Annotated in this window: 18 protein-coding genes; 6 read left to right on the forward strand and 12 right to left on the reverse strand. The window is 63.4% G+C overall.

Annotated features, from left to right (window positions below; translation table 11 throughout):
• Positions 1-42 precede the first annotated feature (42 nt).
• A complete protein-coding gene (locus KI612_RS08840) occupies positions 43-372 on the forward strand; it encodes a DUF2237 domain-containing protein (protein WP_264180843.1) in 330 nt (109 codons plus the stop codon).
• Here the strand turns inward: KI612_RS08840 and KI612_RS08845 are convergent, their stop codons facing one another.
• Complete coding sequence (locus KI612_RS08845) at positions 373-2,931, reverse strand: chemotaxis protein CheW (RefSeq protein WP_226443577.1); 2,559 nt, start codon at positions 2,929-2,931, stop codon at positions 373-375.
• 239 nt (positions 2,932-3,170) lie between these two features.
• Here KI612_RS08845 and KI612_RS08850 point away from each other — a divergent pair, with 239 nt between their 5' ends.
• From KI612_RS08850 to KI612_RS08870, 5 genes are read left to right on the forward strand one after another with little or no spacing between them, the layout of a single operon-like run.
• Positions 3,171-3,488 (forward strand): YkgJ family cysteine cluster protein, encoded by a 318-nt coding sequence (locus KI612_RS08850; protein WP_226443579.1) that lies wholly within the window; start codon positions 3,171-3,173, stop codon positions 3,486-3,488.
• A 3-nt stretch (positions 3,489-3,491) separates the two neighbouring features.
• Positions 3,492-3,731, forward strand: a complete 240-nt coding sequence (locus tag KI612_RS08855; protein ID WP_226443581.1) for a VF530 family protein — start codon at positions 3,492-3,494, stop codon at positions 3,729-3,731.
• The gene (locus KI612_RS08860) at positions 3,728-3,925 is read left to right on the forward strand and encodes a hypothetical protein (RefSeq protein WP_226443583.1); all 198 of its coding nucleotides are present in this window, start codon (positions 3,728-3,730) and stop codon (positions 3,923-3,925) included. The genes KI612_RS08855 and KI612_RS08860 overlap by 4 nt, the downstream gene beginning before the upstream one ends.
• Entirely contained in the window at positions 3,922-4,185 is a 264-nt protein-coding gene (locus tag KI612_RS08865) for a hypothetical protein (RefSeq protein WP_226443585.1), read from the forward strand. The genes KI612_RS08860 and KI612_RS08865 overlap by 4 nt, the downstream gene beginning before the upstream one ends.
• 7 nt (positions 4,186-4,192) lie before the next feature.
• Positions 4,193-5,914, forward strand: coding sequence for a SulP family inorganic anion transporter (locus tag KI612_RS08870; RefSeq protein WP_226443587.1), 1,722 nt, complete (start codon positions 4,193-4,195; stop codon positions 5,912-5,914).
• A 22-nt stretch (positions 5,915-5,936) separates the two neighbouring features.
• Here the strand turns inward: KI612_RS08870 and KI612_RS08875 are convergent, their stop codons facing one another.
• The 11 genes from KI612_RS08875 to mfd form a co-directional block, all read right to left on the reverse strand.
• Positions 5,937-6,299 (reverse strand): hypothetical protein, encoded by a 363-nt coding sequence (locus KI612_RS08875; RefSeq protein WP_226443589.1) that lies wholly within the window; start codon positions 6,297-6,299, stop codon positions 5,937-5,939.
• Positions 6,300-6,311: 12 nt separating this feature from the next.
• Positions 6,312-7,082, reverse strand: a complete 771-nt coding sequence (locus KI612_RS08880) for a J domain-containing protein (RefSeq protein WP_226443591.1) — start codon at positions 7,080-7,082, stop codon at positions 6,312-6,314.
• A gap of 79 nt (positions 7,083-7,161) precedes the next feature.
• Positions 7,162-7,626: a hypothetical protein gene (locus KI612_RS08885; protein WP_226443593.1), complete on the reverse strand. Its 465-nt coding sequence runs from the start codon at positions 7,624-7,626 to the stop codon at positions 7,162-7,164.
• A 225-nt stretch (positions 7,627-7,851) separates the two neighbouring features.
• Positions 7,852-8,727 carry a PA4780 family RIO1-like protein kinase gene (locus KI612_RS08890; RefSeq protein WP_226443595.1) on the reverse strand — a complete coding sequence of 292 codons (876 nt, stop codon included), beginning with the start codon at positions 8,725-8,727 and terminating at the stop codon, positions 7,852-7,854.
• A gap of 153 nt (positions 8,728-8,880) precedes the next feature.
• Positions 8,881-9,720: a phosphoserine phosphatase SerB gene (gene serB, locus KI612_RS08895; protein ID WP_226443597.1), complete on the reverse strand. Its 840-nt coding sequence runs from the start codon at positions 9,718-9,720 to the stop codon at positions 8,881-8,883.
• Positions 9,721-9,730: 10 nt separating this feature from the next.
• The gene (locus KI612_RS08900; RefSeq protein WP_226443599.1) at positions 9,731-10,099 is read right to left on the reverse strand and encodes a DUF167 domain-containing protein; all 369 of its coding nucleotides are present in this window, start codon (positions 10,097-10,099) and stop codon (positions 9,731-9,733) included.
• A 114-nt stretch (positions 10,100-10,213) separates the two neighbouring features.
• Complete coding sequence (locus KI612_RS08905) at positions 10,214-10,621, reverse strand: hypothetical protein (protein WP_226443600.1); 408 nt, start codon at positions 10,619-10,621, stop codon at positions 10,214-10,216.
• 17 nt (positions 10,622-10,638) lie between these two features.
• Positions 10,639-10,899, reverse strand: coding sequence for a DUF2442 domain-containing protein (locus tag KI612_RS08910; RefSeq protein ID WP_226443602.1), 261 nt, complete (start codon positions 10,897-10,899; stop codon positions 10,639-10,641).
• Between the two features lie 5 nt (positions 10,900-10,904).
• Positions 10,905-11,162, reverse strand: a complete 258-nt coding sequence (locus KI612_RS08915) for a DUF4160 domain-containing protein (protein ID WP_226443604.1) — start codon at positions 11,160-11,162, stop codon at positions 10,905-10,907.
• Between the two features lie 23 nt (positions 11,163-11,185).
• Positions 11,186-12,259 (reverse strand): 3-deoxy-7-phosphoheptulonate synthase, encoded by a 1,074-nt coding sequence (locus tag KI612_RS08920; RefSeq protein WP_226443606.1) that lies wholly within the window; start codon positions 12,257-12,259, stop codon positions 11,186-11,188.
• A 2-nt stretch (positions 12,260-12,261) separates the two neighbouring features.
• On the reverse strand, positions 12,262-15,699 hold the full coding sequence (gene mfd, locus KI612_RS08925) for a transcription-repair coupling factor (protein WP_226443615.1): 3,438 nt from the start codon (positions 15,697-15,699) through the stop codon (positions 12,262-12,264).
• Positions 15,700-15,803 lie beyond the last annotated feature (104 nt).

Below are 15,803 nucleotides of genomic sequence, written 5' to 3' on the forward strand. Positions count from 1 at the left end.
GCGTGGCAACCAGCTCAATGTGCTGGGCGGGCCCTTGCTGCCATGCATGAGCGGCCGCTGACCGGCTTCTTTCGCGACGGTTGTTGCAATACCTCAGAGGACGATCTCGGCAGCCACACGATCTGCGTCGTGCTGACTGCCGAATTCCTCGAATTCTCGAAAGCCGCCGGCAACGACTTGTCCACGCCGCGCCCGGAATTCGATTTCCCCGGTCTGCAGCCCGGCCAGCGCTGGTGCTTGTGTGCCGCGCGCTGGTTGCAGGCTTACCAGGCCGGCAAGGCACCGCAGGTGTCGCTCAATTCGACCAACCAGGCGGCACTGGAAATCGTGCCGCTGGCCGCGCTCAAGCAGCACGCCGTCGACCTGCACTGATCAGGCAGGCTGGGGCGCAGCCTCGCTGCGGCCGCGCAATTGTTCGCTCATGCTCGCCACCGACAGCAGGACCAGCATCGGCGCATTGGTGCCGGGCGCAGTCTTGACGACGGAAGCCAGCACCGAGGCAATGCCGACATAGATGTTCGCCAGGTCTTCGATGTCGCTGAGCGGCGTTTCCATGACTTCGCCCAGCTGGTCGACCAGGATGCCGAACAGCTTGCCATTTTCGCCGCGCACGACAACGACTTGCTGGCCGACGCCCGCTTCGCCGCTTTCGTCGAGACCGAGCGCGGCGTGCAGGTTGTAGATGGGCAGGGTTTCATTGCGGTAGATCAGCGCACCGTAGACCTGTTTCGGTGCGTTGGCGAGGCAGGCCGCGCCATTCAACTCGATCGCCTCGACCACCGCACTGACCGGCAGGCCCAGCCAGTGGCCGCCGAGATGGAAGGTGGCGATTTCGCGGATGGCGACGTCGGCCGCCGGACTGGCACGGCGCGCAACAACTTCACCGCTGTCATTGCCGAGGCGGGCGCTGGCGTCGTAGGCGCCGAGCGGGATGAAGACCAGTGCGCTGAGCGCATTGCGATAACTGTCTTCCTTGCCCTTGTATTCGCGGTAGCCGGTGGACGGCCGGGCGCCGACCGCCATGACCTGGCCGTCCAGCGCAATCAGCAGGGAGCAGCCGGTTACAGCCGGTTTGAGCAGCTCGTCCGGCAGCGTCAGGGTTTCGCCGATCCGGTAATTGCTGTCGGTCGAGGCGACGATGCGCGCGGCATCGTCGACGAAGACGGCGAAGCTGCCGGCGACCGGCTCGCCCGAGGCTACGCGCGGCAAGGCGTCGTTGAGCATGGCGTTGAACTGCGGTTCGCTGTCGAAGACGATGGCGATGCCGCCGCTCACCCGGCTGTCGTCCGGGGCGCGCAGCGCGGCCAGGTAGATGTAGGTCGGGCGCGAGGCGTAGAGCGGGCTGCGCGTGAATTGCGAAACCGTATATGACTGGCTGTCGGGCAGGGCCAGGCAGTCGGCGCCCCAGGGCTCGTCCAGCATCTTGCCGACCAGATTGGCATAGTTCGGGTTGGCGACCGCCTGGATGCAGCCTTCGCTGTCGAAGAGCAGGATGTTGTCGTACACCGTGTACAGGCTGTTGATGTAGGCGATCACCTTCTCGAGTTCCGCCTGGCGGTTCTTGTTGCCCGGGTTGGCGAGCAGGGCGCGGATGTTGCCGTCGAGCGCCCACCAGCGGCAGTCGTTGGCGCGCTCATAGAGATTACGGTCCATGATGTCGATGGCCAGCGCCGCGAAGAACTGGCTGTCGGCGAGCAGCGAGGAGAGCACCGTCGCCTGCAGGTTGCCGATCGAGCGCGAGAAGACTTCGCGCATGCTCATGCCGATGCGGCTGATCTCGCGCAGCAAAATCTTCGAAAAAGCGCTGTTGACCGCTGCCGCCGAGCTGCCCTGGCGTACCGTGCCGTTCCAGACGGCGCGGCTGAGGTCGCGCTGGATGCCTTCGGCCTGCTGCGGAATGGCGCGCAGGGCCTCGGAAAAGGCGCGTCCGCCCGCCATCACCGAGGCGAGGAGGGCGGGTTCGATGGCATCGAGCTGGTGGTCGTCATGAATCTCGAAGGCGTGATCGACCGGCATCAGCACCAGGCCACGCCAGCCCGGCCCCATGTAGCCCTGGTAGCCCTTGGTGTCGCTGGCGAAGGCGAGATAGCTGCGGCCGGCGAAGCGCAGGCGCTGCAGGCTGCCCGAGGCGACCTGCAGTTCGGCGCCGAGCGGCACCTGCCAGCGGTCGCTGCTGGCGATGACCTGGCCGCCGGCATCGAGCAGTGCCATCACGCCGGCATCGTCGGCCTGGGCCAGGCCCTGGAAGATGCGCGTCATCTCGTCGCCGAAGCGAAAGCACAGGGCGAGCACGGCCAGCGTTTCGCCCAGCCCGGAAGTGATCTTGTAGGCGTAGATCAGCGATTGCGTCTGGCCGGGGAAGAGTTCGGACGGCCCGTAGGCCTCGACATAGGGCGCGCTGGTCGTCGCTGCGGCGCGTACCCAGTCATCGTGGATCGCGGTGATCCGCTCGTCCGGCTTGAGGCGGGCGAGAATGCGGCCATTGCGATCGAGCAGCACGACATCCTCGTACACCGAATACTTGCGGACATATTCCCGGAAGCGCTGTTGCAGCGCCCAGGGCTCGCCGGGGTTGGCGGCAAACTGGCGGATCGCGTCGTCGGTGGACAGGAAGCCGATGTCGGCGGTGCGCTCGAACAGGTTGCGGATCAGGATGTCGATCACCACCTGCGAGCGCGCCTTCATTTCCTGCTCGCGCTTGGCCAGGGTCTGTTCGGCGAGGTTGTTGAGCAGTTCGCCGGTCAGGCTGGCGAAGGCTTCGCGGGTCTGGCCGATCTCGGCGGTGGTGCCCGACATCTGGCCGAGCAGGTTGAGATTGTCCCAGACCGCCTGCAGCGATTGCAGCATTTCGCGGTATTCCTCGATCAGCGGCATGTGGGGCAGCAGTTGCCGTACGCTGTCCCTGACTTCGATTCCCTTGTATTTCGCCACGCCCATCTCCTGCTACTGACAGATGTCTGCATAGAAGCAAGCGACATGCCCGTGAAAATGCCGCGGGAAGCCGCATTTCACTGTTTTTGTCCGTGCTTTTCTGGCACCACGGCAAGGCACCTGCACCCAACTGGTGCCGTACCGGTCGAGGCCTGGAAAAATGCCTTTTTCACACCGTCGACCGCTCGCCGCCGGCGGTGCATGGACCTCGCCCCGGCTGGCATGGGACAATGCGCACCATGATCGCCCCCCGCCTCCCTGAGCCCAGCCCGGCCGTCGCCTGCAGCAATTGCGCGGCCTGCTGCTGCCAGCTCGAAGTCATGCTGATCGGCGATGCCGGCGTGCCGGCCCGCTTCACCGACGAAAACGACTGGGGCGGGGCGGTGATGCGCCGCCTTGACGACGGCTGGTGTGCGGCGCTCGATCGCGACACGATGCGCTGCACGATCTATGAACTGCGCCCCGACATCTGCCGCGCTTTCGAAATGGGCGACCGCGATTGCCTCGAGCAGCGCACGCTCTATTTCACGCGCCCGGCGGGCGCCTGTGCCGGATAAGCCATGACCGACCCAACCACGAACAAGCAGCCGAACAATCCCCTGCACGGGGTCACCCTGGAAAAAATGCTCCTGGAACTGGTCGACCGCTACGGCTGGGAAGAAATGGGGCGCCAGATCGAAATCCGCTGCTTCATCCTCGACCCCAGCATCGCCTCCAGCCTCAAGTTCCTGCGCCGCACGCCCTGGGCGCGGGCCAAGGTGGAAGCGCTTTACCTCGACATGAAATACGACACGCCATGACCTACGAAGAACACCTCGACGAAGTAACCACCCTGATCACCGAGAAATACGACGTTGCCGACCAGGCCGCCATCGCCATGGTGATGCGCGCCCAGGCCGACGACTTCTTTTCCGGCCACGACGACGATGAATCGATCTGCACGCTGGATCGCGCCCATCTCGACGCCAAGGCCGTGTTCAAGAAATACAAGTGACCGCCCGCCGCTCGACCCGCGCCACCGCCGCCGTCGCCCGTCTCAACGAGCGCTGCGCCGGCCGGCATTTCCTGATGGTGATGACCGGCGACGGCCTGTTCGTGCTGCGCGAACGTACCGCCGACGGTGTGCAGGAAAGCGTCGCCGCCTTGCCGCTCGACGACTTCGTCAAGGCGGTCAATGCGCTCGGGCCGCAGGTTGTGCCGCGCGTCACCAAGAACGACGCGGCCTTCGCCAAACAGCTGGTCAAGAAGACCTGAACGCGCGATGCCCCGGCTGATCCCCGCCTGGCTGCTGCATTACCCGAAGGAAAAACTCGGGGCCGATGTCGCGGCCGGCCTCATCGTCACCATCCTGGTCATTCCGCAGAGCCTGGCCTACGCGCTGCTCGCCGGCCTGCCGCCGCAACTCGGGCTCTACGTCAGCATCCTGCCGGTGATCGCCTATGCGCTGCTCGGCAGCAGCATGGTGCAGGCAGTCGGGCCGGTGGCGATCACCGCGATCATGACCTACTCGGTGCTCAGCCCGCTGGCGACGCCGACCACCCCCGGCTACATCATGCTGGCCGCGGCGTTGTCCCTGCTTTCCGGCCTGATGCTGCTCGCCTGCGGCCTGTTGCGTCTGGGGTTTTTGTCGCAATTGCTCAGTCGACCGGTAATCAGCGGCTTCATTTCCGGCTCGGCGGTGCTCATCGTGATCAGCCAGCTCAAGTACCTGCTCGGCATCACGCCGCAGGGCGAGAGCAGCGGCGAAGTGCTGCTCGACCTGCTGCGCCGCCTCGGCGAGAGCCATCTGCCGACGCTGGCGATCGGCCTGACAGCGCTCGTCCTGCTTTTTGTGGTCCGCGCGCTGCTGGCCGGCTGGCTGGTGCGTGCCGGTTTGCGTGCCGGCCGCGCCGCCTTCATCGTGCGCCTGATGCCGCTGCTGATCGTGCTGGCCGGCCTGGGGGCAGTCGTTGCCTTCGATCTCGACCGGCTGCAGGGTGTCGATGTCGTCGGCGGCGTGGTTGCCGGCCTGCCCGAATTCAATTTCTTCCTGCCCGGTCTCGACACCGTGCAGCAATTGCTGCGTCCGGCCTTCGTCATGGCCCTGATCGGCATGGTGCAGGGCATTACCATGGCGCAGGCACTGGCCATCAAGCGGCGCGAGCGCATCGACGCCAATGCCGAACTGGTTGGCCTCGGCGCCGCCAACGTCGTCGCCGCCTTCTCCGGCGGCATGCCGGTCGGTGGCGGCACTTCGCGTTCGGCGATCAATGTCGCGGCCGGGGCGCAGACGCCGCTCGCCAGCATCCTGTCGGCACTGGCCATGGTCGGTGTCGTGCTCGGCGCGGCGCAATGGTTCGAGCGCCTGCCGCTCGCCGTGCTGGCGGCGAGCATCATCGTCGCCGCCTTGTCGATGATCGACCTGCGTGCCCTGCGCCAGGCCTGGGCCTACGACCGGGCCGACGCGCTGGCGCTGCTGTGCACCGCCGGCGGCGTGCTGCTCTTCGGGCTGGAGGCCGGGATCGGTCTGGGCATCGTGCTGTCGATGGCGACGCTGTTGCTGCGCGTCAGTACGCCGCACATCGCCGTCGTCGGCCGGGTGCCGGGCACCGAGCATTTCCGCAACGTGGCGCGCTACGCAGTCGAGACGCTGCCCGGCGTGCTCTTCGTGCGCATCGACGAGCGCCTGTTCTTCGGCAACCTCGGGGCGGTCGAGCAACGTCTGGAGCAGGAGCTGGCGCTGATCGATGCGCCGCACGACCTGGTGCTGGTGATGAGTGGCGTCAATCTGATGGACACCACGGCGGTCGAGGTTTTTGCCGAACTCAACCAGGATCTCGCGGCGCGCGGCATCAGGCTGCACCTCGCCGAGGTCAAGGGGCCGGTGCAGGACCGCCTGATGAAATCGGCCTTCTGGAATGCGTTGACCGGTGAGGTCTTCCTCTCGGCCCATGCCGCCTACGCAAAGCTGGCACCGGTCGAGGTCTGGTGCCCGGAAATCTAGGCTGCTGCGACGCTTTGCGCGCCTAATCGATCCGCCTGAAGACGGTCGTGCTGCCGTCCTGTTCCCGGACCCGGAATTCCCTGGCGCTGGCTGACAGCACCGGATTGGCATCATCGGTGATCCGGCCGCCCTGCTTGATGGTCCAGATGATCTTGTCGTTCTCCAAACGCCAGATACCGTATTGCAGGACACTGCCTTCAGCGGTCCTGATTTCCCATTCGCCGTTGGTGGCGATGATGAGCGGGGTGAATGTCCGGGAAGATTGCCATTTGCCAACGAAGTCGCGTTCGCTGAATTTCTTTCCGGCGATCATGGCATAAGCCAGTACGCCTGCCATGAGCAAGGCGGCAATCTTGAAGAGTTTTCCCGAGAAGAGGTTCGCCATCGTCCTGTCGGATTATTCCGAGTATCGGCGTGCGCGCAGGCGATTGATTTCGTTATCGAGGCGGGCGCGCTCTTCGGCCTTTTCTGCCCGTTCCCGCTCTTCCTTCTGGCGCAATTCGGCTTCTTTCTGGCGGGCGGCTTCCTGTTCGGCCTGCTGGATATTCGCCGACACCTCGGCGCCAATGCGGCGCGACTCTTCCTCGAACTGCTTTTGCTTGCGCGCTTCGTTTTCCAGGAGCTGCTTGTTCTGGGCTTCGTCGCGCGTCTGCTGTTCCTTCTTTTTCATGTCGGCCAGCAGCAATTCCGCTTCTCCCCGACTGGCGGCACGGATGCCATAGGTCTGGTAGAACTCCTGCAGGTATACCTTTTCGGCGGCAGGGGAAGGACCGTTCTCTTCCATGATTACCTTGGCGCGCTGGTAGGACATGAAGATCACGACCGCCTGGATGACCAGGCCGATCACCATCACGCTGGCAATCACCGTGAGCAGGCGCCGGATCGGGCTTGCCTTGTTCGGCTCGAGTCCGACTTCAATATAAAGCGGCCGTTCGCCGGCGTTGGGCAGCAGTTGATGCTGCGACAGTCCGGCATCGTAATCGTTGCGTCGGGTCGGGCTGGAAAGGGTTTCGTAGGCCCGGTCGACGAGTTCTTTGCGCAGCGCAGCTTCCATGGAGCCTTTGTCGGCGGCCTGCTGCTTTGAAATCCGCAAATAGGCCTGGCTTATCTCGGCCAGGTCAGCGTCCGGCGATACCCCCAGCAAGTCGTAATAGGTTTCCTGTTTCATCGCGCCACTGTTCTGGAAATGCAGCGCCGGATACTACTAAATTCGCATGCAATTGAGCAATGCAGGCCGCCGCTATTTCCTATTCCATCAACTGGGTGTAGATGCCGATCACCGAGGGCAGGTCACTGGGGGTGACGTAGCAATAGTAGGTCTCCATGCCGCCGTAGCGGTTGGAAGATGATCTGCTGCTCGCTTCCAGATTGAAGCGAACGGCCGCCTGCGAGCCGCCCTTGGGCGATTTCATCACGACATTCTTGCCGATCAGCCGGCTCCCCTCGCGATAGGTGAAATTCCTCGGGTCACTGTAGGGAATCCAGTCCTTGACCGACTCCTTGCACAGGTCATGCATCTTCCCGAGCAGTTTCTGGCTGATCTGGCCGTTTGCCGATGTTGCCAGGGTTTGTTCGACGCGAACCGTCTTGTCCGTGCCGCAAGGGGTGTCGGAGTAATAGCTGGCGCCTCCCGCCTTGGAGCATTTGAATGTTTCGGCCTGCACCAACGACACCTGCATGACAATGAACAAAACCAGGGCTTTACGCAACACAGTGGCTCCTTAAACCAGCGAAGTGAATTCCGGCCAGGCCGGGCAGTAATGACAATCTGACAATGACGGGCGCCCGGGTTTGCGATGGACGCCGTCGAGAGCCTAAGTCACAGTCGGTGGAAATGTAAATAGTCTGTGCCTCGGGCCTTGCTGCTGCGGTGATGTGCGGTACAAAACGACGCTGCCTGTTGTCGGGCAATGCTTCGGAAGTGGCTGAAATCGCCCTCAGAACTCGTCCTGGCCAGGCAAGCCCGGTTCCAGCGCCGCCTTGCGTGCCCGGCGGTCGGCATCGGCTGCTGTCGCCGCATCGATGACCTGCATGATTTCATCGAGGTCAGCTACGGTTTCCGGCGGCGTGAAGATGCCGGTCAACTCACTCTCGGGTTGCAATTTGCCGCTTTCGTAGAGTGCCCAGATTTCCTTGCCGTAGCTGGTCTTGAGCAGTTCCGGGGCGAACTGGCCGAAATAGGTGGCGAGATTGTCCACATCGCGTTCCAGCATGCGGCTGGCGTTGTTGTTGGCCGCCGCATCGATCGCCTGCGGCAGGTCGATGATGACCGGGCCGGCGCTGTCGACCAGCACGTTGTATTCGGAAAGATCGCCATGCACGATGCCGGCGCACAGCATGCGCACGACCTGGCGGACGAGCACGGCGTGGTATTCGCGGGCGATTTCCGGGCTGAGCTGGACATCGTTGAGGCGGGGCGCCGGTTCGCCGTCCTCGTCGGCGACCAGCTCCATGAGCAGCACGCCTTCGTGGAAGTTGTACGGTGTCGGCACGCGCACGCCGGCCGCGGCCAGCCGGTACAGGGCGTCGACCTCGGCATGTTGCCAGGCCGCTTCCTGCTCCTGGCGACCGTAGCGCGAACCTTTCTGCATGGCGCGCGCCTGCCGGCTGTTCTTGATTTTGCGCCCTTCGGTGTAGTCGACCGCCTGGCGGAAGCTGCGCTTGTTGGCTTCCTTGTATACCTTGGCACAGCGGAACTCGTCGCCGCACTGCACGACATAGACCATGGCTTCCTTGCCGCTCATCAACTGGCGGACGACCGAGTCGACCAGGCCATCGACCACCAGCGGCTCGATCCGGGCCGGGGTCTTCAAGAGCGATGTCCGTCAGGATGGGCGGTGGACGCAGGGCTGGCGCCGGCGCTGGCAGGTGTGGCTTGCATGAAAGCTTTCTGCCGGGGCGGCGGAGTGGGGTGACGCAGTCTACCGCCGACGCGGTCTTTCGTTGCTTCTTTCTGCTGCTCCGGTTTAGTCGAACAGCTTGAGCAGGGCGTCGAGGCCGCCGAAATTGATCGCCACGTCAGCCTTGGCGCGCGTTGCCGGCTTGGCGCGGAAGGCCACCGACAGGCCGGCCTGGGCCATCATCAGCAGATCGTTGGCGCCATCGCCAACGGCGATGACCTGTTCCTTGCGCAAGCCCAGCTCGTCGGTCAGACGGGCCGTGTGATGCGCCTTGGCGGCGGCATCGACGATATCGCCGACGACGCGGCCGGTCAGCTTGCCGCCGGAGATTTCCAGCTCGTTCGAGGTCGCGAAGTCGAAGCCCAGTTCGATGCGCAGGCGCTCGGTGAAATAGGTGAAACCGCCGGACAGGATGGCGGTACGCAGGCCGGCGTTTTGCGCCGCTTCGAGCAGTTCGCGGGTGCCCGGCGAGAGCAGCAGGCGTTCGCCGAAAACGCGTGCCAGGACGCGCGCATCGAGACCGGCGAGCAGCGCCAGGCGGCGGCGCAGGCTTTCGCGGTAATCGATCTCGCCGCGCATGGCAGCCTCGGTCACCGCCGAGACTTCATCCTTCTTGCCGGCAAAGTCGGCCAGTTCGTCGATGCACTCGATGGTGATCAGCGTCGAATCCATGTCGAAACAGATCAGCTTGTAATCGGAGAGCTTCCTGCCGGCCGGGAAAAAGGCCCAGTCGAGCTTTTCCGCTTCAATCAGCGGGATCAGCGCGTCGAATTCGGCCGTGCGCGTGGCGTTCTTGATGCAGACGACCTGCGGCGGGCGCGGCTCAACGGTCGACGTGCCGGTGGCGGCCAAAATGCGTTCCAGCAGGAAAGTGGGCAGCGCGCCGCCCTGGATGATCAGGTTCATGGTGTCGGATTCAGGAATCGAATGTCAGGTTGTCTTGTGCCAGATGTCTCGCGATCACGGCCGGCAAGGACTGCGGCGCGCGGATGCGCAGCTGTTTGTTGATATTGTACCGGCCGAACACCACTTCGATGGCGTCCGGCGTGACGCCGAACTCGCCGGCCAGGTAGCGCACCATGTGATCGGTCGCCCGCCCGGCCACCGGCGTCGCCGTCACGCTGATCCGCAACTGCTTGCCCTTGGGCTGGCCGATCGCATCGCAGCCGGCACTCGGCGTGCCGAGCACGTTGAGCACCAGCGTGCTGCCATCCATTGCGCAGAAGGAATCGAGCGGCATGCCTTTGTCGCTGTCGGACGGGACGCGGCGGGGTTTTCTTTTCATTGGCTTCCAACGTACTAGGCGTTTGCCGAGTTGCGTATAGAACAGGTCGGAGTTACTGCTTTCAAGTAAGTCCTATGTCTTTGGGGGAACTCTGTCAGGCTGTGAACTCGCTCTTTAAAAGCGCCAGTCAATCTCGCCTGTTTTGATTTTTAACTTGTCCGGCTGAGTGATCCACTTCTGGAAATAGCTACGTGCCGATTTTTCTACGTAATCCGGCTGGGAGTAAAACCAATGTTGAAAGTACTCGTCGAAACTGGCGTGCTGGCGGTCTTGATTGAATGCACACTCCTGTGAGCCGAAATAGTCTGCCTGACATTCCATAACATAGCCGGTCAGTTTTTCATGCAGTACTTGGCTTTTTTGGAGGTCTCTTCCGAAGGCTTTGAGCTTTTCCCGGACTTCGCTATCGGGTCCGTGATAGCGGTGAATTGTGTCCAGAAACTGCCCTGCTTTTGGCAAGTCAAAATCATGTAACACCAACAGGCGTGATGCTTCGGAAAACACTCCAGATTTGCTGGGCATCGAAGCCATCCTCCTCCTTAGACAGCCTTTTTGCCTTGCTGCCGATGCATCAAATCGAGAAGGAATTCCGGTGCAAGGTCGGCCCCGTTATCCCAAACCACGGTTCGCATGATCGGGTCCTGCCGTGCCGTTGAAAAGAAGGCTTGATCGCGCAGTGGCGCGAAAACTTCTCCGTCCAGTTCGTCTGACAGATCGACTTCGCCTTGCTCACCGGTGTTGAAACTCAGGCGCAGGCGGTAGTCGGACAAGGGAGTGACTTCCGTGGTGTGAAGAATCATCGCACTTACTCCAGAGGATCAATCAGGTTTAGTGGCTTGCGGGCCATTGCCAGTTCCCAGTCCTGAGCCAGTTCGTCGCGATGCAGAGCCAGCCACTCTCGTACCAAGGATAGCGCTCTGGCGGGCAGGGCTCCGGAATAAACCTTGCCGTCCAGTGTGATCAAGGCTTCATGTTCGCCATAGACTGCGTGAAAGTGAGCTGGCGGATGATCCCGCCAGTTCATGTAAATCACAATGCCGAAGAATCGCGAAAGCTCGGGCATTTACTTGTAGCCTGTGCGCCGGCTCAGGCAAGGCGTTCCGGCAGGATGTCGCGGAGCAGCACGGCTGCATCGCGAATCATCTTTTCGGTCGTATCCCAATCAACACAGCCATCGGTCACCGAACAACCGTACTTGAGCTGCGACAGGTCGGCCGGGATGGACTGGTTGCCGGCTTCCAGGTTGGATTCGATCATCACGCCGAGCAGCGACTTGTTGCCGTTGCGGATCTGGTTGACGATGTCGGCCATGACCAGCGGCTGCAGTTCCGGCTTTTTCGAGCTATTGGCATGCGAGCAGTCGACGACGATGTTGGCCGGCAGCTTGGCCTTGGCCATGGCCTGTTCGGCGACCGCGACCGAGACGGTATCGTAGTTCGGCTTGCCGTCGCCGCCGCGCAGCACCACGTGGCCGTAGGCATTGCCCTTGGTGCGCACGATGGCGACGCGGCCTTCGCTGTTCAGACCAAGGAAGGAGTGCGGGTTGGAGGCCGAGAGGATGGCGTTGGTCGCCACCGTCAGGTCGCCGCTCGTTGCATTCTTGAAGCCGACCGGCGTGGACAGCCCGGAGGACATCTCGCGGTGCGTCTGCGACTCGGTGGTGCGGGCGCCGATTGCCGTCCACGTGATGAGGTCACCGTAGTATTGCGGGCCGTAGGGGTCGAGCGCCTCGGTGCCGGCGGGCAGGCCGAGTTCATTGACGTCGAGCAGGAACTGGCGGGCTTTTTCCATGCCGACATTGACCTGGAAGGAGTCGTCCATGAACGGGTCGTTGATGTAGCCCTTCCAGCCGACCGTGGTGCGCGGCTTTTCGAAATAGACGCGCATGATGATCTGCAGCGTGTCGCCGACGTCGTCGGCCAGTTTCTTCAGGCGGCGCGCGTAGTCGAGACCGGCGACCGGGTCATGGATGGAGCAGGGGCCGACCACGACGAACAGGCGATGATCCTTGCGATCGATGATCTTGCGCAGCAGGTTGCGGCCGTGCGTGACGGTCTTGGCGGCCTTGGCGGAAAGCGGCAGGCGGGCGTTGATTTCTTCCGGCGTCGGCATGGCGTCGAAGGCGGTGATGTTCACGTTGTCGATGTCTGGGGTCGTCATAGTTAGTTTATTAGCTGTCGAATCATGTCTTTCACTGCGGCGACCTTGTCGTTGAGCGTCGGGCAGTGGCGCAAAAGGGAAATTTTATCCTGTCCCGCCAGCTTATAGCTGCGGTTCTTCTGGATCAAATTGATGATCTTGATCGGCTCGATAGGCGGATTCTTCGAGAACTCGGGGCTGAACTGGATGGTGACCTGGTCGTTGGTGGCGTCCAGCTTCTGGATCAGCAGCGGCTTGACGAGCAGGCGCAGGCGGTGCGTCGCCAACAGCGACTGGCCCTGGATGGGCAGTTCGCCGAAGCGGTCGATCAGTTCTTCCTGCAGGGCATCGATGTCTTCCGCGCTTTCGCAGTTGGCCAGTCGCTTGTACAGCGTCAGGCGCTCATGCACGTCCGGGCAGTAGCCATCGGGGAGCAGGGCTGGCGTGCGCAGGTTGATTTCGGTGCCGATGCCGAGCGGCTGCGTCAGGTCGACCGCGGCCAGGTGCTTGCCCTGCTTGAGCGCGGCGACGGCGCGGTTGAGCATGTCGGTGTACATGTTGAAGCCGACTTCCTGCATTTCGCCCGACTGGTTGTCGCCGAGCACTTCACCGGCGCCGCGGATTTCCAGGTCGTGCATGGCGAGGAAGAAGCCGGAGCCGAGTTCTTCCATGGCCTGGATGGCTTCGAGGCGCATCTTCGCCTGCTTGGTCAGCGCCTTCTCGTCCTGCACCAGCATGTAGGCGTAGGCCTGGTGGTGCGAACGACCAACGCGGCCGCGCAACTGGTGTAACTGCGCCAGGCCGAATTTCTCGGCGCGGTTGATCAGGATGGTGTTGGCGTGCGGGTTGTCAATGCCGGTTTCGATGATGGTCGTGCACAGCAGCACATTGGCGCGCTGGCCGGTGAAGTCGCGCATGACGCGTTCCAGTTCGCGCTCGTTCATCTGGCCGTGGCCGATCACGATGCGCGCCTCGGGCACCAGCTTGGCCAGCTTTTCCTGCATGTTTTCGATGGTGTCGACTTCGTTGTGCAGGAAATACACCTGGCCGCCGCGCTTCAATTCGCGCAGCACGGCTTCGCGGATGATGCCGTCGGAGAAGCGCGACACGAAGGTCTTGATGGCCAGGCGTTTCTGCGGCGCGGTGGCGATCACCGAGAAATCGCGCAGGCCTTCCATGCTCATCGCCAGCGTGCGCGGGATCGGCGTTGCGGTCAGGGTCAGCACGTCGACCTCGGCGCGCATCGCCTTCAGGGTTTCCTTCTGGCGCACGCCGAAACGGTGTTCCTCGTCGATGACGACCAGGCCGAGCTGCTTGAACTTGACGTCCTTGCCGATCAGCTTGTGCGTGCCGATGATGATGTCGATCTTGCCTTCGGCCAGTTCCTGCAGGGCCTGCGTCGTTTCCTTGGCGGTCTTGAAGCGCGAGATTTCGGCGATCTTGACCGGCCAGTCGGCAAAGCGATCGGCGAAGGTCTGGTAATGCTGTTCGCAGAGCAGCGTCGTCGGGCACAGCACGGCCACCTGCTTGCCGCCGGCGACGGCGCAGAAGGCAGCGCGCAGCGCGACCTCGGTCTTGCCGAAACCGACGTCGCCGCAGACCAGGCGGTCCATCGGCTTGCCCGACTTCATGTCCTCGATCACCGCGGCGATTGCCTGCGCCTGATCGTTGGTTTCCTCGAAGCCGAAACCGTCGGCGAAGGCCTCGTAGTCGGTTTCCTTGAAGGCGAAGGCATGGCCCTGGCGCGCGGCGCGTGCGGCGTACAGCGCGAGCAGTTCGGCGGCGGTGTCGTGTGCCTGTTCGGCCGCCTTGCGTTTGGCCTTTTCCCACTGGCCGGAGCCGAGCGTGTGCAGCGGCGCGCTTTCCGGATCGCTGCCCGAGTAGCGCGAAATGACCTGCAATTGCGACACCGGCACGAAGAGCTTGGCCTCGTTGGCGTAATGCAGTTCGAGGAATTCCTGCTCGCCCAGCCCGAGATCCATCCGCACCAGGCCGCGGTAACGGCCGATGCCGTGGCTTTCATGCACCACCGGGTCGCCGACCTTGAGTTCGGTCAGGTCCTTCAGCCAGTTATCGAAGCTCGCCTTCCTCGCTGCTTCGCGCCGGGTGCGGCGCGGGCTGCCGGCGAACAGCTCGGTCTCGGTGATGAAGGCAACGTCGTCGAGCGTGAAGCCGGCCTGCAGCGGGCCGATGCCCAGCGCCAGTTTGGCGTCGCTTGCCAGGAAACCGGCGAGGTCGGCGCTGGCGGCGGGTTTGAGATCGTGCTCGGCAAACATCGCGGCCAGCGTCTCGCGCCGGCCGGCGGTTTCGGCAACGAGCAGGACGCGCCCCTTGAACGTGGCGAGATGATTCTTCAGAGCGCCGAGCGGTTCGTCGCTGCGCCGGTCGACGGCCACCGGGGGCAGTTTTCCGTCGGCAGCATTTTTGCCTTCCAGCGCCAGTCGACCGTAAGCCTTGGCCGCCGTGAAGAAGGCTTCGTCGGTCAGGAAAAGTTCTTCCGGCGCCAGCAGTGGCCGCCCCTTGTCGCCCTGCAGCAGGTTGTAGCGTGACTTGGTGTCGGCCCAGAAGGCGGCGATCGCAGCCGGCGCATCGCCGTGCGTGACGAAGACCGCATCCTTGGGCAGGTAGGCGAAGATGCTCGCTGTCTCGTCGAAGAACAGCGGCAGGTAGTACTCGATGCCGGCGCTCGCGATGCCGGTCGAGATATCCTTGTAGATGCCGGATTTCGCTGGGTCGCCGTCGAAGCGCTCGCGGAAGCTCTGGCGGAAATGCGTGCGGCCCTTGTCGTCCAGCGGGAATTCGCGCGCCGGCAGCAGGCGGACTTCCGGCACCGGGTAGACGGTGCGCTGGGTGTCGACGTCGAAGGTCTTGATGCTTTCGATTTCGTCGTCGAACAGGTCGAGGCGGTAGGGCAGTTGCGAGCCCATCGGGAAGAGGTCGATCAGGCCGCCGCGGATCGAGTATTCGCCGGGCGTGACGACTTGCGTGACGTGCGCGTAGCCGGCCAGCGTGACCTGGCTGCGGAATTTCTCGGCGTCGAGCTTCTGGCCCTTCTTGAACTCGAAGGTGTAGGCGGCCATGAATTCCGGCGGCGCCAGGCGGTTCACGGCGGTCGACGCCGGCACGAGCAGGATTTCCACCTCACCCTGCAAGGCCGCCCACAAGGTCGCCAGGCGTTCGGAAACGAGGTCCTGGTGCGGCGAGAAGTGGTCGTAGGGCAGGGTTTCCCAGTCCGGCAGCAGGCGCACCTTGAGGTCCGGCGCAAACCACGGGATTTCTTCCAGCAGGCGCTGCGCGTCGGCTGCGCTGGCGGTGATCACGGCGAGCAGGCGGCCCTTGGCCTGGGCGGCCAGTTCGGCCAGCGCCAGGGCGTCGGCGGAGCCGGCGAGCAGGGGCAGGTCAATGCGGGCGCCGGGCTTGGGCAGGGCGGGAAGGGCAAGCAGCTTTTTGGGGGCGGACACGGAGGGGCAACAGGTGCAGCGTTGTGGGGACGGAATTATAGCCCCTTCGTCCCGGGGCGTTTTTTTACCGGCCGGCTTTGTCGCAGGACATCAGGCCGGCCGTC

The organism is Quatrionicoccus australiensis (assembly GCF_020510525.1).
GTDB lineage: Bacteria > Pseudomonadota > Gammaproteobacteria > Burkholderiales > Rhodocyclaceae > Azonexus > Azonexus australiensis_B.